We start from the raw sequence: 23690 nt of genomic DNA on the forward strand, positions 1-23690 counted from the left end.
GTTACTCCGTACTAAGCTCCATTCGAGATCAACCACGGCTCAACGTCTACTGTCAGAAATAACAGTTATCGGGCCTTCCCCGACGAACGGTCTGACGCAATCAGATCACCACATTCCTCACAAACCGCGCGGCCACCAATCCATCATTGCGATAGGCATGGGGCTGGTCGCTGGCGAACATGTAGAACTCGCCGGCGGCGATCTCATGCGGCGTTTCGCCCAGCATCAACGTCAGGCAGCCTTCGAAGACAAATATCTGCTCGCTCCAGCCTTCGGCGTCCGGTTGCGAAGGATAGATTTCCCCAGGTTGCAGGCACCACTCCCACTGCTCCACCTCACGGGTAGCGGTGGCTTTGGACAGTAGAACGGCTTTGCTGCCGGGGATTTTTCCGGCCCAGGCCACTTCGTTGATGCGGCTGGGGTCGCGGGCATCCGGGGCCTGGATCAGGTCGCTGAACGCCACGTCCAGCGCTTCGGCCACGCGGTCGAGGGTGGTCAGGCTGACGTTCTTCTCGCCGGCCTCGATGGCCACCAGCATGCGCCGGCTGACACCGGACTTTTCAGCCAACGCGGTCTGGCTCATGTCGGCGGCATGGCGCAAGCGTCGAACGTTCTGGCTGACGTGCTGGAGGACCGAAGCCCGAGGAGTAGAATCTTTGTGCACTATATTGCTCACTTGGTGGGGTTGGGCAGTATACTGCGCAACATTCGGCGCATTGTGCGTCCCCCTCAGGTAGCGCGCAAGGTCATGACGTCGGTGAACTCCCCTCACACTTCTCCCCGCTTCTCGCGGTTCAGCAAGGCCGAGTGCGTGCTGGTGCTGATCACCATGGTCTGGGGCGGGACATTCCTTCTGGTACAGCACGCCATGACCGTCAGCGGGCCGATGTTTTTTGTCGGCCTGCGCTTTTCCGCGGCGGCGATCATTGTGGCGCTGTTCTCTTGGCGCCATCTGCGTGAGCTGACCCTGTTCGAACTCAAGGCCGGGGCGTTTATCGGCGTGGCGATCATGCTCGGCTATGGCCTGCAGACCGTGGGTTTGCAGAGCATCCCCAGCAGTCAATCGGCGTTTATCACCGCGTTGTACGTACCCTTCGTGCCGTTGCTGCAATGGCTGGTGCTCGGGAGGCGCCCGGGGTTGATGCCGAGCATCGGAATCATGCTGGCCTTTACCGGATTGATGTTGCTGTCGGGGCCTGTCGGTGCTTCGTTCAATTTCAGCCCGGGTGAAATCGCTACGTTGATCAGCGCCGTGGCGATTGCCGCAGAGATCATCTTGATCAGCACCTATGCCGGACAGGTCGATGTGCGCCGGGTGACGGTGGTGCAACTGGCTACCACGTCGGTGCTGTCGTTCCTGATGGTGGTGCCGACCCAGGAAGTGATTCCGGATTTCTCATGGTTGCTGTTGTGCAGCGCGCTGGGCCTGGGCGCGGCGAGCGCAGCGATTCAGGTGGCGATGAACTGGGCACAAAAAAGTGTCTCACCGACCCGGGCGACACTGATTTATGCAGGAGAGCCGGTGTGGGCCGGGATTGTCGGGCGGATCGCCGGGGAGCGGCTGCCGGCAATTGCGCTGGTGGGCGCGGGGTTGATCGTGGCGGCGGTGATTGTCAGTGAGTTGAAGACCAAGGGTAAGTCTGCGGCACCTGCCAATGAACTGGAACAGGAAACTCAGGGTTGAGCAGCGGAATCTGCGGTGTTTGAAAGATCGCTTTCGCGAGCAAGCCCGCTCCCACAGGGATTGCGCTAACCCTGTGGGAGCGGGCTTGCCCGCGATGGGGCCGGACCTGCTGAAGACACGTCTCAGAAACAATGTGAATTAGGGTTTTTCCGTCTACCTTGTAGGATTCTGCGACAGCTTGGCGTTTGGTGATCGGGGAGCTGGCACGTATGATGCTTCACAAACTTCCGCAGATTAGAAGCCTATGTCCCTGATAGTTCTACTGCTTCTGCCTTTTATCGGCAGCTGTCTGGCGGCTTTGCTGCCACACAACGCGCGTAACACCGAATCCTTGCTGGCGGGTCTGGTTGCCTTGATTGGCACCCTCCAGGTTGCCCTCTTGTACCCGCAGATCGCCCATGGCGGCGTCATTCGTGAAGAATTTTTCTGGTTACCCAGCCTCGGCCTGAACTTCGTCCTGCGCATGGACGGTTTCGCCTGGCTGTTCTCGTTGCTGGTGCTGGGCATCGGCACGCTGGTTTCTTTATACGCCCGCTATTACATGTCGCCGGACGACCCGGTGCCGCGGTTCTTCGCGTTTTTCCTGGCGTTCATGGGCGCCATGCTCGGGCTGGTGATTTCCGGCAACCTGATCCAGATCGTGTTTTTCTGGGAGCTGACCAGTCTCTTTTCGTTCCTGCTGATCGGCTATTGGCACCACCGCGCCGATGCGCGACGCGGCGCCTACATGGCGTTGATGGTCACGGGCGCAGGCGGTCTGTGCTTGCTGGCGGGGGTCATGCTGCTCGGGCATGTGGTCGGCAGCTATGACCTGGACAAGGTCCTGGCCGCTGGCGATCTGATTCGCGCGCACCCCCTCTACCCCATCCTGCTGCCCCTGATTTTGATTGGCGCCCTGAGCAAAAGCGCGCAATTCCCCTTCCACTTCTGGCTGCCCCACGCGATGGCGGCGCCGACACCGGTATCGGCCTATCTGCACTCGGCAACCATGGTCAAGGCCGGGGTGTTCCTGCTCGCACGGCTATGGCCGTCGCTGTCCGGCAGTGAAGAATGGTTCTACATCGTCAGCGGTGCCGGCGCGTGTACGCTGTTGCTCGGCGCGTATTGCGCGATGTTCCAGAACGACCTCAAGGGTCTGCTGGCCTACTCGACCATCAGTCACCTCGGCCTGATCACGCTGCTGCTGGGCCTGAACAGTCCGCTGGCCGCTGTGGCTGCGGTGTTCCATATCCTCAACCACGCCACCTTCAAGGCCTCGCTGTTCATGGCCGCCGGGATCATCGACCACGAAAGTGGCACCCGCGACATTCGCAAGCTCAGCGGCCTGATCAAGCTGATTCCGTTTACTGCGACCCTGGCCATGGTCGCCAGCGCCTCGATGGCGGGCGTGCCATTGCTCAACGGTTTCCTGTCCAAAGAGATGTTCTTCGCCGAAACCGTGTTCATCAACGCCACCGCCTGGGTCGAGATGACCTTGCCGATTGTCGCGACCATCGCCGGTACGTTCAGCGTCGCCTACTCCCTGCGCTTCACGGTCGATGTGTTCTTCGGCCCGACTGCCACCAATCTGCCACACACCCCGCATGAGCCGCCGCGCTGGATGCGCGCGCCCGTGGAGTTGCTGGTGTTCACCTGCCTGATCGTCGGGATTTTCCCCGCGCAAGTGGTCGGCTCATTGCTGGCCGCCGCAGCCCTGCCCGTGGTGGGCGGTACCCTGCCGGAATACAGCCTGGCGATCTGGCATGGCTGGAACGCGCCGATGATCATGAGCCTGATCGCCATGTCCGGCGGCATCGTGCTGTACCTGCTGTTGCGCAATCAGCTCAAGCGCGGACGGTTCAAATACCCGCCTTTCATTGGCGGCTTGAACGGCAAGCGCCTGTTCGAGCGCGGCCTGGTGATCATGATGCGCCTGGCCCGTCGCCTGGAGCGACGGATCAGCACGCGGCGCCTGCAAGCGCAGTTGTTCCTGATGGTGCTCGTCGCCGTATTGGCCGGGTTGATCCCGATGCTCCACAGCAGTCTGAGCTGGGGCGAGCGGCCGAAGATTCCGGGCTCGATCGTGTTTGTGATTCTCTGGCTGCTGGCGATTGCCTGTGCCCTCGGCGCAGCATGGCAGGCCAAGTATCACCGGCTCGCGGCCCTGACCATGGTCAGCGTCTGCGGCCTGATGACCTGCATCACGTTCGTCTGGTTCTCGGCGCCGGACCTGGCCTTGACGCAACTGGTGGTCGAGGTGGTGACCACCGTGCTGATCCTGCTGGGCCTGCGCTGGCTGCCGCGACGCATCGAAGAGGTCTCGCCGCTGCCGGGCAGCCTGCGCAGGGCGCGCATCCGACGGATCCGCGACTTGCTGCTGTCGACCGTGGTCGGCGGCGGCATGGCATTGCTGGCCTATGCAATGTTGACGCGCCAGACCCCCAACGACATTTCCTCGTTCTACCTCAGCCGCGCCCTGCCCGAAGGCGGTGGCAGCAATGTGGTCAATGTGATGCTGGTGGACTTCCGCGGCTTCGACACCCTCGGCGAAATCACCGTGCTGGTGGCCGTGGCCCTGACCGTGTTCGCGCTGCTGCGACGCTTCCGCCCGCCCAAGGAAAGCCTGCAACTGCCGGCTCAACAGCGCTTGCTGGCACCCGATGTCGTGACCGATCTGGTCAACCCGCGTCACGCCAGCGACACCGCGCTCGGTTTCATGATGGTGCCGGCGGTGCTGGTGCGCTTGCTGTTGCCGATTGCGCTGGTGGTGTCGGTCTACCTGTTCATGCGCGGGCACAATCAACCGGGCGGTGGTTTTGTCGCCGGGCTGGTGATGTCGGTGGCGTTCATCCTGCAATACATGGTCGCCGGCACCCAGTGGGTCGAGGCGCAAATGAGCCTGCGACCGCTGCGCTGGATGGGCACCGGTCTGCTGTTCGCCACGGCTACCGGGCTTGGGGCGATGGTGGCCGGGTATCCGTTCCTGACCACCCACACCTGGCATGTCGACCTGCCGGTGCTGGGCGACATTCATATCGCCAGTGCGTTGTTCTTCGACATCGGCGTGTACGCCGTGGTGGTCGGTTCGACGCTGTTGATCCTCACCGCCATCGCTCACCAATCGGTGCGGGGCCATAAAACTGCGGCCCTGCCCAAGTCCGTTGCCAGCAAAGGAGCCGTCTGATGGAAGAAGTCATCGCAATCGCCATCGGCGTGCTCGCCGCGTCGGGCGTCTGGCTGATCCTGCGGCCACGGACATTCCAGGTGGTGATGGGCCTGTGCCTGCTGTCCTACGGCGTCAACCTGTTCATCTTCAGCATGGGCAGCCTGTTCATCGGCAAGGAGCCGATCATCAAGGACGGCGTGCCGCAGGACCTGCTGCATTACACCGACCCTTTGCCGCAAGCGTTGGTGCTGACCGCCATCGTGATCAGCTTCGCCATGACCGCGCTGTTTCTGGTGGTGCTGCTGGCCTCTCGCGGCTTGACCGGGACCGACCATGTCGATGGCCGGGAGCCTAAAGAATGAATGCGATGACGCACCTGATCGCCGCACCGATTCTGCTGCCGCTGCTGACCGCCGCCATCATGCTGATGCTGGGCGAAAAACATCGCCCGCTGAAGGCCAAGATCAATCTGTTCTCCAGCCTGCTGGGCCTGGGAATTTCCGTGGCGCTGCTGCAATGGACACAGAGCACCGGCGTGCCCGGCTCCATCGGTGTTTACCTGCCGGGTAACTGGCAGGTGCCGTTCGGCCTGGTGCTGGTGGTCGATCGCCTGTCGGCATTGATGCTGGTGCTGACCGGGATCATCGGCGTCAGCGCCCTGCTGTTCGCCATGGCGCGCTGGGACGGCGCCGGTTCGAGTTTCCATGCGCTGTTCCAGATTCAGATGATGGGCCTTTATGGCGCGTTCCTGACGGCGGATCTGTTCAACCTGTTCGTGTTTTTCGAAGTGCTGCTGGCGGCGTCCTACGGCCTGATGCTCCACGGTTCGGGTCGGGCGCGGGTGTCGTCGGGGCTGCATTACATCTCGATCAATCTGCTGGCTTCGTCGCTGTTCCTGATCGGCGCGGCATTGATCTATGGCGTCACCGGCACCTTGAACATGGCCGACCTGGCGCTGAAAATCCCGCTGGTCCCGCAAGCCGATCGCGGGCTGTTGCATGCCGGCGCGGGGATTCTCGCCGTGGCGTTCCTGGCCAAAGCCGGGATGTGGCCGCTGAACTTCTGGTTGGTGCCGGCCTATTCCGCGGCCAGCGCGCCGGTGGCGGCGATGTTCGCGATCATGACCAAGGTTGGCGTCTACACCTTGCTGCGTTTGTGGACGCTGCTGTTTTCGGGCAAGGCTGGTGCCTCGGCGTATTTTGGCGGCGACTGGCTGATCTACGGCGGCATGGCAACCATCGTCTGCGCGGCCGTCGCGATCCTCGCGGCACAGCGCCTGGAACGCATGGCCAGCCTGAGCATTCTGGTGTCGGCGGGGATTCTGCTGTCGGCCATCGGTTTTGCCCAGCCGAACCTGATCGGCGCGGCGCTGTTCTATCTGGTCAGCTCGACCTTGGCGCTGAGTGCGCTGTTCCTGTTGTCGGAGTTGATCGAACGTTCACGTTCTGCCAATGAAATGCCGCTGTTCGACGACGGCGACCTGCTGCCTCGCCCCATGGAATCCCTGCAACCGCCAAAGGGCATCAACCTCGACGACGAGCAGAAAGCCATGGTGGGCCAGGTAATTCCGTGGACGATGGCGTTCCTCGGCTTGAGCTTTATTGCCTGTGCGTTGCTGATCATCGGCATGCCGCCGCTCTCGGGCTTCATTGGCAAGCTTGGCCTGCTCAGCGCCCTGCTCAATCCGTCGGGTTTGGGCAATGGCGCTGACGAACCGGTGTCGAACGCGGCGTGGGGGTTGCTGGCGTTGTTGATCCTGTCCGGGCTGGCGTCGCTGATCGCCTTCGCACGCGTGGGCATCCAGCGCTTCTGGACACCTCAGGAACGGCCATCGCCATTGCTGCGCCGCTTCGAATGCGTGCCGATCATCGTGCTGCTGGGGCTCAGCGTAGCCCTGACGTTCAAGGCCGAACCGCTGCTGCGCTACACCCAGGCCGCCGCCAATGCCTTGAACAATCCGCAGCAATACGTCATGGCCGTGTTGGGCACGCGCGTGGTACCGAGCCCCGAATCCCGGGCGGCGATGCTGGAGGTGCAGCCATGAAGCGTCTGTTGCCTGCTCCATGGTTGTCACTGGTGCTGTGGCTGTTGTGGCTGCTGCTGAACCTGTCGCTGAGCCCCGGCAATCTGTTGTTGGGTGCGATGCTCGGGTTCTGTGCGCCGCTGATGATGCGCAAACTGCGGCCGCTACCGATCCGCATCCGTCGGCCCGGTGTGATTGTGCGTTTGTTTCTGCTGGTGGGCCGTGATGTAGTGGTCTCCAATCTCGCCGTGGCCTGTGGCGTGCTCAACGCAGGACGGCGCGCGCCCCGCTCGCAGTTCGTCAAGGTGCCGTTGGCGTTGCGCGACGCCAATGGCCTGGCCGCGTTGTCGATGATCTGCACGGTGGTTCCCGGCACGGTCTGGTCGGAACTGGCGCTGGACCGCAGCATCCTGTTGCTGCACGTATTTGATCTGGAGGATGAAGCGCTGTTCATCGAGCACTTCAAGGCGACCTATGAGCGCCCCTTGATGGAGATCTTCGAATGAGCGAATTACTGTCGAACGCGGTCCTGCTGAGCCTGTTCATCTTTTCCCTGGCGATGATCCTGACCTTGATCCGGCTGTTCAAAGGGCCTTCGGCCCAGGACCGGGTTCTGGCACTGGATTACCTGTACATCATCGCCATGCTGATGATGCTGACGCTGGGCATTCGTTATGCCAGTGACACGTATTTCGAGGCGGCGCTGCTGATCGCCCTGTTCGGCTTCGTCGGCTCGTTTGCCCTGGCCAAATTCCTGCTGCGTGGCGAGGTGATCGAATGACGACGCAACTGTCCCTGTGGGTGGAAATCCCGGTGGCGATCCTGTTGGTGCTCAGCAGTCTGTTCGCGCTGATCGGGGCGATTGGCTTGGTGCGGATGAAGGATTACTTTCAGCGCATGCACCCACCGGCACTGGCCTCGACGCTGGGCGCGTGGTGCGTGGCCCTGGCCTCGATCATCTACTTTTCGGCGCTCAAGTCCGCGCCTGTGCTGCACGCCTGGCTGATTCCGATTCTGTTGTCGATCACGGTGCCGGTGACCACGTTGCTGTTGGCGCGGGCGGCGCTGTTTCGCAAGCGCATGGCAGGGGACGATGTGCCGGCCGAGGTGAGTAGCCGACGGACCGAAAGCGGGAGCTAGACGCTAAAAGATCGCAGCCTCGTTGCACTCGACAGCTCCTACATGGGCTTGCGTTTCCTCTGTAGGAGCTGTCGAGTGCAACGAGGCTGCGATCTTTTGATCTTGCATTACCTCAGCTCAAATCCAGGCAACGGCCAACAACCCGGCTCCCAGCACCACACACAACGGCGAATAAGCCCAGGTGTCGAGTCGGGCAAACGTCGAGCCCTTGACCTGCTTGAAGAACCCCATCAGGTTCGAATCGCCGATTGCCCGGGCGAACATCAGCATCGCAATTGCGCTGATCACCCATTGCAGCGACCAGTGCTGCACCGTGGGCAGGTACAGGCCGACCCGCAGACACACCAGCATCGCGATCAGCAGCAACCCGACCGCCACCAGGAGCGTGGCGAATCCTGAAGGCTTGAAGGCCGGCTTTGATTCTCCGCCGCCCTCCCCGGGCACGCGCGGCACCGCCGCTTCGCTCCCCAATGTGCCACCTGCTGCCCAATACAGGTGGATCAAGCTGATCAACAGGAAGATGGCAGCGATCCATTGCGCGATCATCAAGCTCATATTCAGACATCCAACGTTAAATGTCGCAGGAGGATGGACCTCCTTGAACGTTTTTGTAAGGACATTCGTCATTGGCCGGGTACGTGACCCGACCAATGAGGTGTTTGCCAAACGTCTATATCACTTCAATCCGGCAGCGACTTTATCCGCCACATCCTTGGGCACCCAGGCTTGCCACACGTCGGGGTGCGCCTTCATGAACGCCTCCGCCGCTTGACGTGGCGGGGTGTGTTTTTCGCTCATCTGCGCCAGGGCCTTGTTCAACGGATCAATCGGCAAATCGACTTTGCTGAAGAATTCGGCAATCTGCGGATACTGTTTCTGAAAAGGCGTAGACACGCCAATCGACAGCTTCGAGGGTAGCGAGCGCGTCGGTTTTGGATTGGGGTTGTCAGCGTCGGTCAGGGTTTTCCACGCCTCGGCATCAAAGGGCGGCTCCTCCAGCTGAATGAGCTTGTAGCGGCCGAGCAACGGCGTCGGTGACCAATAGTAAAACAGCACCGGCTTGCCACGACGGATCGATGAACTGATCTCGGCATCCAGCGCCGCCCCCGAACCGCTGCGGAAATTCACATAGCTGTCGTTCAGGCCATACGCCGTGAGCTTCTGCTTGTTGACCACTTCCGACGTCCAGCCAATCGGGCTGTTGAGGAAGCGCCCCTTGCCCGGGCTTTCCGGATCACTGAACACATCCTTGTACTTGGGCAGGTCACTGACGCTGCGCAAGCCTGGCGCCAGCGGCTTGATGCCCTTGGCCGGGTCGCCCTTGATCACATACTCGGGCACCCACCAGCCCTCGGTGGCACCTTTGACCGTATCACCCAGGCTCGCGACCTTACCTTCAGCCTCGGCCTTGACCCAGACCGGACTGCGTCCGGCCCATTCCTCGCCAATGACCTGAATGTCATTGTTGGCCAATGCGGTTTCCAGGGTGATGGTGGTCCCGGGTAACGTATCGGTCGGCAAGCCGTAGCCCTTCTCGACGATAATCCGCAGGATATCGGTGATCAGACTGCCGCTTTCCCAGTTCAGATCGGCGAAATGAATCGGCGCCTGCGCAGCGGCGGATACCGGAGCAGGAGAACTCAATACTACAAACGTGGCCAGGGTAGCGACCAACAACCGTCGAAATCCTTTCATGCCTTTGCACCTCGTGCTGTCACAGCATTAGCAGGATGGCCTGACAGAAGACCGCAAGCCTCTGAATACTCAGTCATCTGACTGTAGTAGAGGTTCCTGCTTTCGAGGGGCACGAATTAATTTTCGGAAGTTTCCTGCAACCGTGCCAGCTCTCTTCTTACCATGCTGGCGTAGGCCGCCGGACGCAGCGCGTATATCTGTGACGCCACCCAACTCAGCCAGGCTCCCTGCAGAACCGCCTTGTGCTCGTACAACCGTCGGGCTTCGACGTGCGCACTGGCCTGGTTCTGTTGGTGGAAATCAGCGCGGGTCAGGGTCATTACTCGCTGGCCTTGAACGTCACCAGTTCGCCCTTGCGCCACTTGGCGGCTTTGGCGGTGACGGCCTTCAGGGTCTTGGTCAGGCCTTCCTGCAGCTGTTGGTGGGCGGCAAAGACCATCACCACGCTATGACCTTCCTTGAACACGATCCCATGACCATCGGCGGTGGTGACAAAGGCGTAATCGCCCAGGCCATACACCGTCAGTTTGATTTCGCGGAACTTGATGTCGAGCTTGCCGCCTTCACGACTGGGCAGCACAGAGGCACTGAAATGATCGCCAACCTTGAGCTTGAGCCCTGGTTTGTCATCGACCACCAACGCTTCTTCAGTGTCGAGTTCGGCAATGTAAATGCCTTCAGCGTTTTGTTCGGTGATGTAAACGAAACGTGACTGGAACTGTTTAACCAGCTTTGCGCGCAAATCACCCAGCACGAACAAAGCATGCATATCGAGATTACTTACTGCCAAGGAAACATCCCCACATCTGAAAATGATGCCGCACGCAGAAAAAGCGCACAGCAGAAAAAAGCGGCCATGCCGAAAATGTTGCCATGAGGCCCGGGTTGAAATCCTGAGCTGAGCGTAGCGCTCAGGCGTCGCGAGGTAGTGAGACTACTGGAATATCACTCGCGCCGTCCTCTGGGAAAGTCGTCAGAAGTTGAAGGAAAAAGCCCTTCTAGCCGCCAGAGGAAACCGGATTACCAACTTTAAGGAAAAAACTCTTTAAAAAAAGCACTTTTCCGACATATCGCCAGCAAAAAATTGCTTTAGATGAACGCCATTCGCCGGACAGTGATGGCGATTCTAGAGCAGCCATGCTCATTGAGACTACCCATAACGACGTACGCACGTCGGCAAAACAAGGAAAAGGACTTCTTATGTGCACCATGACTCACTTCGCCATCCCCAATGGCACGACACAACGATAGCGCTCGCTCGATGCTTGCGCTGGACTTTCAGCCCCATGCGTATGCGCCTGAAAGCCTCCGAATGCCGCAATTTCAGGTCGTGTTGGCGGGTAGTGCGTTCTTTCATATCAAGGAAACGGCCACCGGCCGCGTCAGAGGTTTCCGCGCCAGCCATAACGCAGCCTGCGCTCTTGCCCGCGTACTCGAGTCACGCGGCTGACGAATTCCAGGGTTTCATTGCCATAGACGTTTCGTCACACCGATGACTTAACTCAGCCGTCGACAGGCAACAACTGCCATACTGCCCGACCAATGAAATCCGTCCCCAGGGCGGACGGCGTTCAATACAACAGAAAATTTCCAAGGGAAGGCAGCTACGTGACGGAATTTGATATCGGTGAATTTTTTATCCGGGGCGAAGCCAGAGAGGTCGAAGGCGAATTCCAGGCTGTCATTGTCATGCGTGCCAAACCACCATTGACCGCGGTGACCTATCACCAGGTCGAGAAAGATCGCTGGTTCAAAACCTCGGATGTCGCCGACATTGCCGCAAAGGAAGCCGCCAAGGCCCTGAAACTTGCCGTCGATGAAGGTGCGTTAAAAGCCTGATCCTCAGATTTGCAGTCTATGCTCTCTCCTGCTTTCCACCATCGCTTTCGAACTCCTGACGCGCGGCCCCCTCAGATGCAATGAAGCCGCACTCAGATATCGCATTCGACGCGACCCGCAAGGAGATGACAATGGATTCACCTATACATGACTTGAAAGGCCTGTTCGACCAGCTCGGCCTTGATTCCAGCGAGAAAGCCATCGACGACTTCATCGCCGACCATTCTCCGTTGGCTGATGACAAGAAACTCATCGACGCCGAGTTCTGGACCCCGCAACAAGCAAGCTTCCTGAAAGAGCAATTGCGAGAAGACGCGGATTGGGCGCGGGTGGTCGATGACCTGAACCTGCGCATGCACCAGGTTCACTGACCCGCACGGTCAATGCAGGCTGCCAGGTGCTACGGCGTTCAATTGCGCCAGCCAGGCAGCCCTGCACTCTTCGGCTTCATCGCGACTGCAATACACCGTCCCCCGGCGCTCGCCATTGAGCAACACTACCCAACAAACGCTCTGCCCCATCGCACGCAAATAGGCGGGTACACCGCTGCCAATCATGACCGCGACATCGACTTTATTGTGCATGCTGACCTCTCGAATTTCATTAGCAACCTAACTATGTAGGCATGTTAATGAGTTCATTCGCGAGGAAACAGCAACGAGCCTGCACAGCTTCGTTGCCAATCCGGTAACAATGGTCAGCCGCTCAGCGAGCACTCTGGGGCTTGTAGCCCAATCGCAATCCGCCCCAATGCCGGCCCTTGAGCATGATCGGCACCGAGAGGTCGTGCATCAGCTCGCCCGTGTCTCGGGTATAGGTTTGCAACAACACAGGCTGTTGATGGCTGCCACAGCGAATGCCGGTACGGTCGGCGAACTTGCGTTTCGTGCGGTTCTGCAAGGTATCGACCTGCGCATCGCCGGTCAGCGGCAGGCTGAAGGCCTTGTTATGCGTCGGCACATAACCTTGCTGAGTACAGGCGATGGCGAAAACCAGCCCGTCATGGCGCGGCAACAACGGTTCCTGAATGGCCGGCAAGACCTGATCGGTGTAGCGGTCGAAGCGCGTCTGAAACTTGGCCGGGCTGGTGTTGGGGATCGCCTGGTAGTTGCGGTCAAACAAGTCTTCGAGACTGATTCGGCCCTCGTCGATATCCGCCTCAAAACGCGCAGTGATCTGGCTTGCGCCTTCGCGGGCCAGGTCATAAATCCTTTGGTGATAGTCATCCAGCCCGACTTCGGCGAGGCGCTCGCTGATGGTTTCGGCTTGCCCCTCCATTTGCACAGCAGCCTGAGCCAGACGCTGGGTCTGTTGGTCGCTGACCGTCAGGTCGCTGCGCATCTGCTCGATGGCGTGAAACAGGCTGTCGAGTTGTTCGCGGTTAGTGTCCGTCCCCCGGGCGATTTCTGCGACCTGGTGTTCGACGCCCGCGGCCAGCCGCGCGATGTTCTCCAGATGCTGACCGGTGTGCTCGACCTGCTGGACGCCGGTGTCGAGATCGCTGGACAGTTGCCGGATCTGCTCCACCACTTGCGCCGTGCGCTGCTGGATATCGGCAACCATCTCCCCGACTTCGCCGGTCGCCGTCGCCGTGCGCGCTGCCAGGCCACGCACTTCATCGGCCACCACCGCAAACCCGCGTCCGTGTTCGCCGGCCCGGGCCGCTTCTATGGCGGCGTTCAAGGCCAGCAGGTTGGTCTGGCTGGCAATGGATTGAATCACCAGCGTGACCCGTTGAATGTCGTCGCTGCGCAAGCTCAAGGCCTCGATCAGCTCACGGCTGTTGTTCGCGCGCTGGCTGAGCTGATGCATGCGGGAGATCGATTCGATCAATTCCGTACGACCGGCCGCGCTGCTCTGGTGGGCCTCGCTGGCAGCGTTCAAGGCTTCTCGACTGAGTGTCGACGTGGCTTGTTCGGTGGAAATCATCACTTCGGCGTTGCTGACGATCCGCTTGGCCGCATCGAGTTGCGACTGGACCCTCTCGGCCAGTTGCTTGACCGAAAACGCCACGCCAGCGGCGGACAACGCGTTGTGACTGGTGGTGTAGGAAAGGTCGCGGGTCAGCTCGGCAATGGCACTTGAGCTGTCGGCTGGGGTTGAATCAGCGACGGCGCGCGTACGCAAGCGTGGCAGCCAGACGATCAGCACGGCCACCGGCAGACCGATGTAAAGCGAAGCGCCGCCCAAGGTCATGCCACAGAGCAACAGCACCAGGGCGATGCTTTGCAAAGTCGGCGTCAGCCAAAGGTTTTTTGGCGCAAGTACTGGTGCGGGCACATGCCCAACCAGAGATCCGTCTCTCGTCATCTTCGTCACCCCGTGGAGCTTCTAATTGTTGTGTCTGCATTAAACGCCACTAAGGGGCCATTATCTATGGTCCATTAGTAGTGGGCCTTGCAGCAGATCAATAGAAGGACACGAGTTTTTTGCAGACGAAAAAAAGCATCGCGGGCAAGCGTCGTTCCTTCAGGAACAAGGCTTGCCCGCGATGCGGGGCGTTACGGAATCAGGCCTGACGCTGGTGCTTGTCGATCTGTTCGTGACGCTCTTGAGCTTCGATGCAGTACTTGGTGGTCGGGCTGATCAGCAAGCGCTTGAGGCCAATGGCCTCGCCGCTGTCATCGCACCAGCCGAAGCTGTCTTCTTTGATGCGTTCCAGAGCCTGTTCCAACTGAGGCAGCATGCGCTGGTCGCGATCGATCGCGTTCACCAGCCAGGTGCGCTCTTCTTCGACAGAAGCAGCGTCGGCCGGATCGGCTGGGGTGTCCAGGCTCTCGATGGCGATGCGATTCTGTTCGATGCGCTCATGGGTTTCGACTTTCATGTTCTGCAACAGCTCGGAGAAAAAAGCATGTTGCTCGGCATTCATGTAGTCATCCGCCGGCATGGCCAGCAACTTGTCCTTTGTCATTGATATCTCTATAAAAAAACGTGCATTAAGGCGAATTAGGGAGCGTTCCGGCTGACCGGGTCTGGCCATCGGAAAGGCGCCATTTATTCCAAGCGCCACCCGGCACTCAATTTACGAGGGGCGGCAGTCTAAGGCCGACTTGAGGCCTCAGCAACTGAAAAGACAGCGAATTCGTCCGACAAAGCCACGAAAGTGCTTTATGTCAGCCTTTGCGTTGGTTATCGGAGTGCGTTTATAGCAAGAAATTCAATCAAGCGGCTGTATATAGAAGACAAACGGCTGCGCCACGCGGGTCAGGCGTGGCGCATGTTGCTGTTTCGTCCGGCTTCAGCGCTTGAGTTTACGCTTGTTGCGGTACTGGTCGATGACCACCGCCACCACAATAATCAGTCCCTTGATGATGTCCTGAATATACGCATCAACCCCGACAAAGGTAAACCCGCTGGCCATCACCCCGAGAATCAGCGCACCGATCACTGTGCCGGTGATGCGCCCGACGCCACCGGCCAGGCTCGTGCCGCCGATGACCGCGGCGGCAATCGCGTCCAGTTCATACGACATGCCCATCCCGGCCTGCCCGGTCGCGGCGCGCGCTGAAGCCACCACGCCTGCCAGGCCGGCCAGCAAGCCGGCGATGCTATAGACGATGGCCAGATGGCGCTTGACGTTGATCCCCGAGGTGCGCGCCGCCTGCATGTTGCCGCCGATGGCGTAGGTGTACTTGCCGTACTTGGTGTAACGCAGGGCGATGTGAAAGATCACCGCCACGACCAGGAAAATGATCACCGGCATCGCACCGTGCCCGATCGCCGTGTAGGAATCCGACAGCATGCTCACCGGCTGGCCCTCGGTGTAGAACCGTGCCAGGCCCCGCGCCGACACCATCATGCCGAGGGTGGCAATGAACGGTGGAATCCCGGTGACGGCAATGATGCTGCCGTTGATTGCCCCCGCCAACAGTCCCACCCCAAGTCCGGCGACGACCGGAATCCACACCGGCAAGTCCGTCAGCGACGGAAACACCGCCCGGGCAAAGTCCGAGGTCTGCGCCAGGCTGGCCGCGATCATCGCCGACAACGCCAGCACCGAGCCGGAAGAAAGGTCGATCCCGGTGGTAATGATCACCTGCGTCACGCCGATGGCCAGCAGACCGATGATCGACACCTGCAGGATCATCAGCACCAGACGCTGGGAGTTCATCAGGAAGCTTTGATCGCGCACGATCCAGCCAAACAGTTCAAAGACCAGGCCGATGCCGATCAGCACCAGGAAAATGCTCAGCTCGGTCGGAAAGCGCCGGCGACTTTTGATCGGTGCCGTTGCTGGCTTGTTTTCCAGTATCGCGTTCATAAACACTCACCCTTCTCTTGCGTCGCCAGCCGTGACCATCGTCACCACCGGCATCAATTAGTGAACCACGGACAGGCCCGAGGCCAGTTGCATGACCCGCTCCTGGGTCGCTTCGCTGCGGTCGAGGGTGCCCATCAGGTCGCCCTCGTGCATGACCATCACCCGGTCGCTCATGCCCAGCACTTCGGGCAGCTCAGAAGAAATCATGATCACCGCCATGCCTTCGCTGGCGAGGCAGGAAATCAGCCGGTAGATTTCGGCCTTGGCCCCGACATCGATGCCACGGGTCGGCTCGTCGAGAATCAGGATTCGCGGGTTGGTCATCAGCCAGCGCGCCAACAAGGCTTTCTGCTGATTGCCGCCGGACAAGGTGTCGATGCACTGTTCCAGCGAAGGAGTTTTGACCCGCAGCTTCTTGCACATGTCTTCGCACAGCGCACGCAGGGCTTTCTGTTGAATAAAGCCATGACCGGCGTAATGCGGCAGCACGGCCATCTCCATGTTTTCCAGGACCGACAGGCACGGGAACAGACCGCTGAGCTTGCGATCCTCGGTGAGCAAGGCGAAGCCCTTCTCGATGGCCAGGTGCGGATCGCTGATGCGCACCACTTCGCCATCGAGGCGAATCTCGCCGCCATCGCTTGGGGTAATGCCGAAAATAGCTTCGGCGACATTGGTGCGGCCCGAGCCCATCAACCCGGCGATCCCGAGAATCTCGCCCACATGCAGGTCGAAGGAGACGTCTTTGAAAATGCCCTCCAGCTTGAGGTCGCGCACCGACAGCAGCAGATCGCCGATCGGCTTCTCGCGCACCGGGAACAACTGACTCAGTTCGCGACCGACCATCATCGAAATCAGGCTGTCGCCGTCCATGCTGTCGGCCCGTTGCAGGCCGATGTAGGCACCGTCACGAAACACCGCCACTTCATCGGCGATGCTGAACACTTCATTCATCTTGTGGGTGATGTAGATGATGCCTTTGCCTTGGCTCTTGAGGTCGGCAATGATCGAGAACAGGTGGGCGACTTCCTTGTCGGTGATCGCCGAGGTCGGTTCGTCCATGATCAGGATGTCGGAGTCGTAGGACACCGCCTTCGCAATCTCGACCATCTGCCGCTCGGCGATGCTCAAGTTGCCGACCTGCTCTTCGGGATCAAGATTGATCCGCAGACGCTCCAGCAGCTGGGCGGTGCAGCGGTGCATTTTGCGGTGGTCGATCATGTGCAGGCCGTTGAGCTGCTCGCGGCCGATCCAGATGTTTTCGGCGATGCTCATGTGCGGCATCAGGTTGAGTTCCTGATGGATCATCGCGATCCCGGCTTGCAGTGCCGCCAGTGGCGTTTCGAAGACCACCGGTTTGCCCCGCAGGCGAATTTCACCGGCGTCCGGCTGGTAGATGCCGGCGATGATTTTCATCAGCGTCGATTTGCCCGCGCCGTTCTCACCCATCAGGGCCAGCACGGAACCGGGGCGCACCCGTAGCTGCACGTCGGACAAGGCCACCACACCGGGAAACCCCTTGCTGACGTTGAGGATCTCCAGCAGGTACGGCTCATCGACAGGTGTTGCGGTCGGCTGGATACCCACCAACGGGGTGCTCGAAGCAGTCGCTGAAGCGAACATGATCAGGTACTCCATCAGCAAGGTCGCCGTGGCAACCTTGCGTGCTTATTGTTGTTATTGAACGGACGGACTATTTGAACGTGTCGACGTTTTGCGGGGTGATCAAGCGATACGGCACCCAGACGGCCTGCTCAACCGGCTCGTTCTTGGCCATCCTCACCGCGGTGTCGATGGAACCGTCTGCCTGACCTTTGGCGTCCTGGAAGACCGACACCGCCATGCTGCCCTTCTTGATGGCGTTCAAGCCATCCGGCGTGCCGTCGACACCGGCGATCAGCACACTGCCCTTGTCGACGCCGGCCTGTTGCAGGGCCATTGCGGCACCGATGGCCATTTCATCGTTGTTGGCCACGACCGCATCGAACTTGCGGCCCTGGGTCAGCCAGTCGTTGACCAGGGTCATGCCTTTATCACGCAGCCAGGTCCCGGTCTGCTCTTGCTCGATCTTGATGTTCGGGTACTTGGCCAGCACCTCTTTGACGCCTTTGGTGCGGTTGGTGGTGGAGTTGTTCGCCAGGTCGCCCAGCAGAATCACGATGTCACCCTTGCCGCCCATTTTGTCGGCCAGGTACTGCATCTGCATTTCACCGGCCTCCAGGTCGTTGGAGGCTACCGTGACCACGCCCTTGGGCAGTTTCAGGTCATCCGGGCGGCGGTTGACGTAGACCAGCGGGATGCCGGCCTTGACCGCCGCTTCGGTGATTTTTTTGGTGGCGGCGGTATCCACCGGGTTAACCACGATGGCATCAACCTTCTGGCTGATGAAGCTTTCGACCTGGCTCAGCTGCTTGACCACGTCGCTGCGAGCGTCTTCGAATTGCAGCTTTACACCCTCGGGATAGGCCTTGGCTTTCTTGTCCATGGACTCGCGCAGGTAGGTCAACCAAGTGTCATCGAACTGGGACATGCTGACGCCGATCTTCATGTCGGCGAGTGCGGCGCCGCTGGCGAACATCAGGGACAAGGCAAGCGAAGCGAAACGGATCTGGGTCTTCATGAAAACTCTTTCTCCACATTCTTGTTGGTTTTATGGATAAGGCGGAACGATTTTTCAGTAAGCGGGCAAGCGTTGAAAACGAGCGAGAGGCAGGTCGCTGGAAACGACTTTATTGGAATATTATTTCTATATCAACTCATTTTAGAATTTTATTCTGATTTTATTCCACGGTGATCAAACTGCCCCAAAACCACCACTTGCTGGCGCTCTGCACTCAAGCGCGCCGCGTCCAGAACGCGGGTGGTCGCCAGTGCATCACGGGCCTCGACCGGCAGTGGGCCACCGCTCTGTAACGCGGTTTGTAGCTGTAAATAGAACTGCTGCCAGCAGCCGCGTTCGGAGGGCACCCGCTCGCGCACTTCGCCCTGTTCGAACCAGCCCCAGCGCCGATGCTCTTCGACGCCCCAGTGTTCGCCTTCGGATTTTGGCGAGAGCCCGGCCAGCGCCGAGGCCTCCTGCCCGTCCAGCCCGTCGACGCTGTAGCAACCCTGGGTGCCGGTGACGCGGAAACGCGGCCCGGGGGTGTTTTGCAGGCAACTGCCGCTCAAGTGCGAGGTGACGCCGCTGGCATGGGTCAAGGACATAAAGAAGCCGTTATCGAACACCTGGTCTTTTTCCAGGTAGTCCAGTTCGGCGTACACCCGCGTGACCGGACCGAACAGTTGCAGCGCCTGGTCCACCAGATGGCTACCCAAATCACGAAGAAAGCCGCCGCCACTGCCGTTATTCACCGCTTGCGGGGCGTAACGCTCGATTCGCGATTCGAAACGGGTGACCTGCCCCAACGCGCCGGACTCGATGAGTTTGCGCACGGTGAGGAAGTCCGAATCCCAGCGCCGGTTCTGGTAGACGCTGAGCCGCACCCCCTGGCGCTCGGCCATGGTGATCAGGGTCTGTGCCTGTTGCGCATCGGCGGCGAAGGGTTTGTCACTGACCACCGCCACGCCATGTTCGATGCCATCGAGCACCAGCGCCGGTCGCCCTTTGAGCGGTGTGGAAATCACCAGCACATCCACCCCGGCCTCCACCAGTTGGCCAATGCTGTCGAAGGCCGGCACGCCCGGGTGTTCGGCTGCCAGCAGCTGTCGGCGTTCCGGTGAACGGGTGACCACGCCGACGAATTTGGCGGTTGGCAGGCTGCTGATCAGCGGAGCATGGAAAAACCGGCCGCCATGGCCGTAACCGACAAGTCCGATACGCATGAAATTCCCCTTATAGAATGCGGACCCTGTGGGAGCGGGCTTGCCCGCGATGGCGGCCTGCCAGTCACATAGGTGTTGAATGTGCTGCCGTCATCGCGGGCAAGCCCGCTCCCACAGGGGATCATCGTTAGCTGTAGAAATGTGGCCGGTCCGGGAGTGCGACTTTGACGATCTGGCCGCTGCCTTGTGCTTCGATGCACGCATCTGCTGCGACGGCAGCGGCGAAGCCATCCCACGCCGATGGTCCGCCCACCTGTCCAGCGCGTACGCCATCGATGAACGCCTGCAACTCCACGTCATAGGCCGCGATGAAGCGATCTTTCCAGTCCATCAGAATTGCGTTGGACAGCTTCGCACCGCTGCGCAACTGAACCTGCGACGGCTCCGGCAGTTTGGCGATGCCGGTCTCCCCCACCACTTCGCACTGGATGTCGTAGCCGTATTGGCAGTTGACGAAAACTTCCACGTCGATGCGCGTGCCCTTGGCGGTTTCCAGCAGGACAATTTGCGGGTCTTTCAGGTGTGCGAGGGCTTTGCTGCTCTTGCGCGGAAATACAACCTGCACCGAAACGTAATCGTCGTCGAGCAACCACCGCAGCACGTCCAGCTCGTGGATCAGTGTGTCGGTGATCGCCATGTCGGTCTTGTAGTTCTCACCCACGGTCGGGTTGCGGTGCGCGCAGTGCAGCATCAACGGTTCGCCGATCTGACCGCTGTCGATCACCGCTTTGAGGGCGCGATAACCTTCGTCATAGGGACGCATGAAGCCGACTTGCACCAGGCGTTTGCCGTGGGCCACTTCGGCTTCGACGATCTTGCGGCAGCCTTCAGCCGTGACCGCCAGGGGCTTCTCGCAGAAAACCGGTTTGCCGGCTGCGATTGCTGCCAACACGAACTCTTCGTGGCTCGGGCCCCAGGAAGTGACCAGGATCGCCTCGACTTCCGGCGCCTTGATCAGCGCGTGGCCGTCAGGGTAAACCTCGGCCGTGAGCTTGAGGTCGGACACCACTTTCGCCGCTTGCTGCAAATTAATGTCGGTCACCGCAACCACCTGGCTATTGAGCAAGGTCTGGCTGCAACGACGGATGTGGTCCTGGCCGATGGCCCCGGTGCCGATAACGCCTAGCTTCAACGACATGTCTGTTCTCCTGTTGGAATTTTTGTAGAGCAATCAGTACTGACGGGCCTTGGCCAGTCGTTCATTCAGGGTCTTGGCCACCGCGTCGGTGCGGGCGCTGGTGGAGACTTGCGCCACGCCGACCCGCCACCACGACAGGTAGCCGTGAATCATGGTTTTGGGCAGGACCTTGATGTCGATCAGCGTCGACACCGTCTGCAACCGTGCATCCGCCAGTGCTGCCCGCAGCTCGTCCACGGTGCTGACCTTGTAAGCCTTGCAGCCGTAAGCCGCCGCACTCATGGCGAAATCCACCGGCACGAAGTCGCCATCGAGCTTGCCGGTGTCCGGGTTACGGAAACGGAATTCGGTGCCGAAGCTGTCCATCCCATTGCCCATTTGCAGGTTGTTGATACAACCGAAGGTCATGTTGTCCAGCAGCACCACGTTGATCTTGCGCCGCTCCTGGATCGAGGTTGCCAGCTCCGAGTGCAGCATCATGTAGGAGCCATCACCAACCAAGGCGTAGACCTCGCGCTGCGGCTCAGCGAGTTTCACCCCCAGCGCGGCGTTGACCTCGTAGCCCATGCACGAATAGCCGTACTCGACGTGATAGGTGTTCACGCCTTTGCTGCGCCAGCTGCGCTGCAAGTCGCCGGGCAGACTGCCAGCGGCGGCGACGATGATGGCGTCATCGGCGAGGGTTTCATTGAGCACGCCGAGTACGCGGCTCTGGGTCAGGCAGGAACCGGTGAGCTCGATGAATTCGCGCAGCACCGCCGGGTCCATGTGGTCCTTGATTTCCGGGACGAAATCCTTGGCCTGGTATTCGACCTGATAGAGGCGATCGACTTCTTCGTCCAGCTGCACCTTGGCCTGCCGAGGCTGATCGCCCCAGCTGGAGCGGTAATCGCCCAAGGCTTCGGCCAGCGCTTGCAAACCGGTTTTGGCGTCCGCCAGCAATTGCACGCCATCGAGTTTCAGCGCATCGCACGGACTGATATTGAGGTTGAGAAATTGCACCTCGGGATGCTGGAACAAGGATTTCGACGCGGTGGTGAAATCACTGTAGCGGGTGCCGATGCCGATGATCAGGTCCGCGTCCCGAGCCAAAAGATTCGCCGCCAAACACCCGGTTTCGCCGATGCCGCCGACGTTCAACGGATGGCTGGAAACCACCGCGCTCTTGCCGGCCTGGGTTTCAGCGAAGGGAATGTCGAAGCGCTCGGCAAACGCCTGCAATTCAGCGTTGGCCCCGGAGTAACGCGCCCCGCCGCCACAAATAATCAGCGGCTTGCGCTTACCCTTGAACAGCGCCAACGCATCACTGAGCATCGCTTCCGTGGCCGGACGCCGCTCGATGCGGTGCACGCGTTTCTGCAGGAAATAGTCGGGATAGTCGTAGGCCTCGGCTTGCACATCCTGCGGCAAGGCCAGGGTCACGGCGCCGGTTTCGGCGGGATCGGTGAGCACGCGCATGGCGTGGATCGCCGCCGTCATCAATTGCTCGGGACGGTTGATGCGGTCCCAGTATTTGCTCACGGCTTTGAAGGCATCGTTGGTGCTGATGCTCAGGTCGTGAAACTGCTCGATCTGTTGCAGCACCGGGTCCGGCTGGCGACAGGCGTAGACATCACCGGGCAACAACAGCAAAGGGATGCGGTTGGCGGTGGCCGTCGCGGCGGCGGTCAACATATTCGCCGCGCCGGGACCGACCGATGAGGAGCAGGCGTAGATCTTGCGGCGCAGGTGCTGCTTGGCAAAACCGATGGCGGCGTGGGCCATGCCTTGTTCGTTGCGGCCTTGATGGACGACGAGGTCGCCGCTGTCCTGCTCCAGGGCCTGGCCCAGGCCCAGCACGTTGCCGTGACCGAAAATGGTAAAGACCCCGGCGACGAATTTGCTCTGGACGCCATCGACCTCGATGTACTGGTTATCGAGGAATTTCACCAGGGCCTGGGCCATGGTCAATCGTGTTGTGGTCATGCTTGCACCTTTTTTGAAGGCAAATCCAATCTAATGTGGGAGCGGGCTTGCTCGCGAAAGCGGTGTGTCAGGCGACATCAATGTTGAATCTACGGCCGCTTTCGCGAGCAAGCCCGCTCCCACAGGGGATATCCATTAGCCTTGGGATTTTTGCAGGTGATCCATGCTCGCGCCGATGGCCTGCTCAATGTCGGTCAGGCCATGCACGCTCTCGGCAAACGGTTCGAACGACAGGTAGCCGTTGTAACCGGCGCTGAGCAGTGTCTCGATCTGCAGCGCATTGCCCAGAATGTCGCCCTCGCCCACCAGCACCCGATGGCCGTCGCGAATGGTCGCCAGCGGCGCCTCGGCATCTTCGACGCCGGAGATATGCACCAGTCCGGTCAGCTCGGGGAAAAACTCGGACTCGCCCGCCAGGTGATGGTGAAAGGTGTCATGGACCAGGCGGAACACATCCAGCCCGCCGACGGCCTTGATCGCGTCCACCGCCGTGCGTTTGCGCCGTAACGAGCACTCTTCAAAACCCAAGGGCTCGATGAAACCGAGAATGCCGTGATCGCGCAGAATCGGTGCCAGTTCGGTCAACGCGGCGCGCAACCACGTCGCGCGTTCGGCTTCGTTGCGCGGATCGGCGCGATCATTCAACGGGCACATGACCAAGCCCTGCGCGCCACACTTTTGGGCATACGCGGCCAGCTTCAACGCTTGCTCGCGGCGCTGCGCGTTCCACACATCGAACGGGTACAACGCGTTGATCGACAGTACGGTGATGCCATTGGCGGCGCACAGTTCGCGCACCCGTTCCGGGGTGGTGCCGTCTTTGATCTCGACGCCTTCGAGGTCGTTGCGAATCTCGATGGCGTCAGCCTTGAGGGCCACCGCCAACTCGATGAATGCCGGCAGGGACAAACGGGGGGCGACCATACGGTTCAGGGCGAAACGCAGGGGCTTGCTCATTGTAGTTCTCCGCAAGAG

24 protein-coding genes are annotated in these 23690 nt (G+C 60.2%); 9 read left to right on the forward strand and 15 right to left on the reverse strand.

Annotation, left to right across the window (positions count from 1 at the left end; all coding sequences use genetic code 11):
• Positions 1-100: 100 nt before the first annotated feature.
• Positions 101-664, reverse strand: coding sequence for a helix-turn-helix domain-containing protein (locus K5K95_RS28965; protein WP_222587266.1), 564 nt, complete (start codon positions 662-664; stop codon positions 101-103).
• Between K5K95_RS28965 and K5K95_RS28970 the strand changes: the two genes are divergently transcribed.
• The 7 genes from K5K95_RS28970 (at position 659) to K5K95_RS29000 (ending at position 7992) form a co-directional block, all read left to right on the forward strand.
• The gene (locus tag K5K95_RS28970) at positions 659-1684 is read left to right on the forward strand and encodes a DMT family transporter (protein ID WP_222587267.1); all 1026 of its coding nucleotides are present in this window, start codon (positions 659-661) and stop codon (positions 1682-1684) included. The two genes, K5K95_RS28965 and K5K95_RS28970, sit on opposite strands and share 6 nt — an antisense overlap.
• Before the next feature lie 244 nt (positions 1685-1928).
• Positions 1929-4847 (forward strand): monovalent cation/H+ antiporter subunit A, encoded by a 2919-nt coding sequence (locus tag K5K95_RS28975; protein WP_222587268.1) that lies wholly within the window; start codon positions 1929-1931, stop codon positions 4845-4847.
• Positions 4847-5191, forward strand: coding sequence for a Na+/H+ antiporter subunit C (locus K5K95_RS28980; RefSeq protein WP_007986256.1), 345 nt, complete (start codon positions 4847-4849; stop codon positions 5189-5191). Before K5K95_RS28975 ends, K5K95_RS28980 begins: the two co-directional genes overlap by 1 nt.
• The gene (locus tag K5K95_RS28985) at positions 5188-6873 is read left to right on the forward strand and encodes a monovalent cation/H+ antiporter subunit D (RefSeq protein WP_222587269.1); all 1686 of its coding nucleotides are present in this window, start codon (positions 5188-5190) and stop codon (positions 6871-6873) included. Before K5K95_RS28980 ends, K5K95_RS28985 begins: the two co-directional genes overlap by 4 nt.
• Positions 6870-7358, forward strand: coding sequence for a Na+/H+ antiporter subunit E (locus K5K95_RS28990; RefSeq protein WP_222587270.1), 489 nt, complete (start codon positions 6870-6872; stop codon positions 7356-7358). Before K5K95_RS28985 ends, K5K95_RS28990 begins: the two co-directional genes overlap by 4 nt.
• Complete coding sequence (locus K5K95_RS28995; RefSeq protein ID WP_222587271.1) at positions 7355-7633, forward strand: K+/H+ antiporter subunit F; 279 nt, start codon at positions 7355-7357, stop codon at positions 7631-7633. The genes K5K95_RS28990 and K5K95_RS28995 overlap by 4 nt, the downstream gene beginning before the upstream one ends.
• The gene (locus tag K5K95_RS29000) at positions 7630-7992 is read left to right on the forward strand and encodes a Na+/H+ antiporter subunit G (RefSeq protein WP_222587272.1); all 363 of its coding nucleotides are present in this window, start codon (positions 7630-7632) and stop codon (positions 7990-7992) included. The genes K5K95_RS28995 and K5K95_RS29000 overlap by 4 nt, the downstream gene beginning before the upstream one ends.
• A gap of 117 nt (positions 7993-8109) precedes the next feature.
• On the opposite strand, the gene K5K95_RS29005 is transcribed toward K5K95_RS29000, so the two are convergent.
• From K5K95_RS29005 to K5K95_RS29020, 4 genes are all read right to left on the reverse strand, one after another.
• A complete protein-coding gene (locus tag K5K95_RS29005) occupies positions 8110-8547 on the reverse strand; it encodes a DUF3995 domain-containing protein (RefSeq protein WP_222587273.1) in 438 nt (145 codons plus the stop codon).
• A gap of 120 nt (positions 8548-8667) precedes the next feature.
• Positions 8668-9687: an ABC transporter substrate-binding protein gene (locus K5K95_RS29010; RefSeq protein WP_222587274.1), complete on the reverse strand. Its 1020-nt coding sequence runs from the start codon at positions 9685-9687 to the stop codon at positions 8668-8670.
• Positions 9688-9803: 116 nt separating this feature from the next.
• Entirely contained in the window at positions 9804-10007 is a 204-nt protein-coding gene (locus K5K95_RS29015; protein WP_222587275.1) for a hypothetical protein, read from the reverse strand.
• Complete coding sequence (locus tag K5K95_RS29020; protein ID WP_090185257.1) at positions 10007-10477, reverse strand: hypothetical protein; 471 nt, start codon at positions 10475-10477, stop codon at positions 10007-10009. Before K5K95_RS29020 ends, K5K95_RS29015 begins: the two co-directional genes overlap by 1 nt.
• Before the next feature lie 818 nt (positions 10478-11295).
• Between K5K95_RS29020 and K5K95_RS29025 the strand changes: the two genes are divergently transcribed.
• Both K5K95_RS29025 and K5K95_RS29030 read left to right on the forward strand, forming a co-directional pair.
• On the forward strand, positions 11296-11526 hold the full coding sequence (locus tag K5K95_RS29025; protein ID WP_222590456.1) for a hypothetical protein: 231 nt from the start codon (positions 11296-11298) through the stop codon (positions 11524-11526).
• A gap of 131 nt (positions 11527-11657) precedes the next feature.
• A complete protein-coding gene (locus tag K5K95_RS29030) occupies positions 11658-11897 on the forward strand; it encodes a DUF2789 domain-containing protein (protein ID WP_222587276.1) in 240 nt (79 codons plus the stop codon).
• A gap of 9 nt (positions 11898-11906) precedes the next feature.
• Here the strand turns inward: K5K95_RS29030 and K5K95_RS29035 are convergent, their stop codons facing one another.
• The 10 genes from K5K95_RS29035 to K5K95_RS29080 all read right to left on the reverse strand — a co-directional run bounded on the left by K5K95_RS29035 (position 11907) and on the right by K5K95_RS29080 (position 23672).
• Positions 11907-12110, reverse strand: coding sequence for a hypothetical protein (locus tag K5K95_RS29035; RefSeq protein ID WP_222587277.1), 204 nt, complete (start codon positions 12108-12110; stop codon positions 11907-11909).
• Positions 12111-12231: 121 nt separating this feature from the next.
• Positions 12232-13836 carry a methyl-accepting chemotaxis protein gene (locus tag K5K95_RS29040; RefSeq protein ID WP_222587278.1) on the reverse strand — a complete coding sequence of 535 codons (1605 nt, stop codon included), beginning with the start codon at positions 13834-13836 and terminating at the stop codon, positions 12232-12234.
• A 199-nt stretch (positions 13837-14035) separates the two neighbouring features.
• Entirely contained in the window at positions 14036-14440 is a 405-nt protein-coding gene (locus K5K95_RS29045) for a TraR/DksA family transcriptional regulator (protein WP_007907888.1), read from the reverse strand.
• Positions 14441-14767: 327 nt separating this feature from the next.
• Positions 14768-15790: an ABC transporter permease gene (locus tag K5K95_RS29050; protein WP_222587279.1), complete on the reverse strand. Its 1023-nt coding sequence runs from the start codon at positions 15788-15790 to the stop codon at positions 14768-14770.
• A 57-nt stretch (positions 15791-15847) separates the two neighbouring features.
• A complete protein-coding gene (locus tag K5K95_RS29055) occupies positions 15848-17413 on the reverse strand; it encodes a sugar ABC transporter ATP-binding protein (protein ID WP_222587280.1) in 1566 nt (521 codons plus the stop codon).
• Between the two features lie 70 nt (positions 17414-17483).
• The gene (locus K5K95_RS29060) at positions 17484-18410 is read right to left on the reverse strand and encodes a sugar ABC transporter substrate-binding protein (RefSeq protein ID WP_090185273.1); all 927 of its coding nucleotides are present in this window, start codon (positions 18408-18410) and stop codon (positions 17484-17486) included.
• A 149-nt stretch (positions 18411-18559) separates the two neighbouring features.
• Positions 18560-19612, reverse strand: a complete 1053-nt coding sequence (locus K5K95_RS29065; RefSeq protein WP_222587281.1) for a Gfo/Idh/MocA family oxidoreductase — start codon at positions 19610-19612, stop codon at positions 18560-18562.
• Between the two features lie 127 nt (positions 19613-19739).
• Positions 19740-20750 (reverse strand): Gfo/Idh/MocA family protein, encoded by a 1011-nt coding sequence (locus K5K95_RS29070; protein ID WP_222587282.1) that lies wholly within the window; start codon positions 20748-20750, stop codon positions 19740-19742.
• Between the two features lie 33 nt (positions 20751-20783).
• Positions 20784-22715, reverse strand: a complete 1932-nt coding sequence (gene iolD / locus K5K95_RS29075) for a 3D-(3,5/4)-trihydroxycyclohexane-1,2-dione acylhydrolase (decyclizing) (protein ID WP_222587283.1) — start codon at positions 22713-22715, stop codon at positions 20784-20786.
• Between the two features lie 135 nt (positions 22716-22850).
• The gene (locus K5K95_RS29080; protein WP_222587284.1) at positions 22851-23672 is read right to left on the reverse strand and encodes a TIM barrel protein; all 822 of its coding nucleotides are present in this window, start codon (positions 23670-23672) and stop codon (positions 22851-22853) included.
• Positions 23673-23690: the final 18 nt, after the last annotated feature.

Source organism: Pseudomonas sp. DR48 (assembly GCF_019823085.1).
In the GTDB taxonomy this organism is placed as follows: domain Bacteria; phylum Pseudomonadota; class Gammaproteobacteria; order Pseudomonadales; family Pseudomonadaceae; genus Aquipseudomonas.

What these genes read in the sequence shown, in the direction of transcription:
- K5K95_RS28975 (WP_222587268.1), top strand. Translation starts at nt 1,929, where the DNA reads ATGTCCCTGATAGTTCTACTGCTTCTGCCTTTTATCGGCAGCTGTCTG.
- K5K95_RS29005 (WP_222587273.1), bottom strand. Translation starts at nt 8,547, where the DNA reads ATGAGCTTGATGATCGCGCAATGGATCGCTGCCATCTTCCTGTTGATC.
- K5K95_RS29065 (WP_222587281.1), bottom strand. Translation starts at nt 19,612, where the DNA reads ATGCGTATCGGACTTGTCGGTTACGGCCATGGCGGCCGGTTTTTCCAT.
- K5K95_RS29010 (WP_222587274.1), bottom strand. Translation starts at nt 9,687, where the DNA reads ATGAAAGGATTTCGACGGTTGTTGGTCGCTACCCTGGCCACGTTTGTA.
- K5K95_RS29015 (WP_222587275.1), bottom strand. Translation starts at nt 10,007, where the DNA reads ATGACCCTGACCCGCGCTGATTTCCACCAACAGAACCAGGCCAGTGCG.
- K5K95_RS29050 (WP_222587279.1), bottom strand. Translation starts at nt 15,790, where the DNA reads ATGAACGCGATACTGGAAAACAAGCCAGCAACGGCACCGATCAAAAGT.
- K5K95_RS29030 (WP_222587276.1), top strand. Translation starts at nt 11,658, where the DNA reads ATGGATTCACCTATACATGACTTGAAAGGCCTGTTCGACCAGCTCGGC.
- K5K95_RS29000 (WP_222587272.1), top strand. Translation starts at nt 7,630, where the DNA reads ATGACGACGCAACTGTCCCTGTGGGTGGAAATCCCGGTGGCGATCCTG.
- K5K95_RS28990 (WP_222587270.1), top strand. Translation starts at nt 6,870, where the DNA reads ATGAAGCGTCTGTTGCCTGCTCCATGGTTGTCACTGGTGCTGTGGCTG.
- K5K95_RS29060 (WP_090185273.1), bottom strand. Translation starts at nt 18,410, where the DNA reads ATGAAGACCCAGATCCGTTTCGCTTCGCTTGCCTTGTCCCTGATGTTC.
- K5K95_RS28995 (WP_222587271.1), top strand. Translation starts at nt 7,355, where the DNA reads ATGAGCGAATTACTGTCGAACGCGGTCCTGCTGAGCCTGTTCATCTTT.
- K5K95_RS28980 (WP_007986256.1), top strand. Translation starts at nt 4,847, where the DNA reads ATGGAAGAAGTCATCGCAATCGCCATCGGCGTGCTCGCCGCGTCGGGC.
- K5K95_RS29080 (WP_222587284.1), bottom strand. Translation starts at nt 23,672, where the DNA reads ATGAGCAAGCCCCTGCGTTTCGCCCTGAACCGTATGGTCGCCCCCCGT.
- K5K95_RS28985 (WP_222587269.1), top strand. Translation starts at nt 5,188, where the DNA reads ATGAATGCGATGACGCACCTGATCGCCGCACCGATTCTGCTGCCGCTG.
- iolD (WP_222587283.1), bottom strand. Translation starts at nt 22,715, where the DNA reads ATGACCACAACACGATTGACCATGGCCCAGGCCCTGGTGAAATTCCTC.
- K5K95_RS29040 (WP_222587278.1), bottom strand. Translation starts at nt 13,836, where the DNA reads ATGACGAGAGACGGATCTCTGGTTGGGCATGTGCCCGCACCAGTACTT.
- K5K95_RS29045 (WP_007907888.1), bottom strand. Translation starts at nt 14,440, where the DNA reads ATGACAAAGGACAAGTTGCTGGCCATGCCGGCGGATGACTACATGAAT.
- K5K95_RS29070 (WP_222587282.1), bottom strand. Translation starts at nt 20,750, where the DNA reads ATGTCGTTGAAGCTAGGCGTTATCGGCACCGGGGCCATCGGCCAGGAC.
- K5K95_RS29055 (WP_222587280.1), bottom strand. Translation starts at nt 17,413, where the DNA reads ATGTTCGCTTCAGCGACTGCTTCGAGCACCCCGTTGGTGGGTATCCAG.
- K5K95_RS29035 (WP_222587277.1), bottom strand. Translation starts at nt 12,110, where the DNA reads ATGCACAATAAAGTCGATGTCGCGGTCATGATTGGCAGCGGTGTACCC.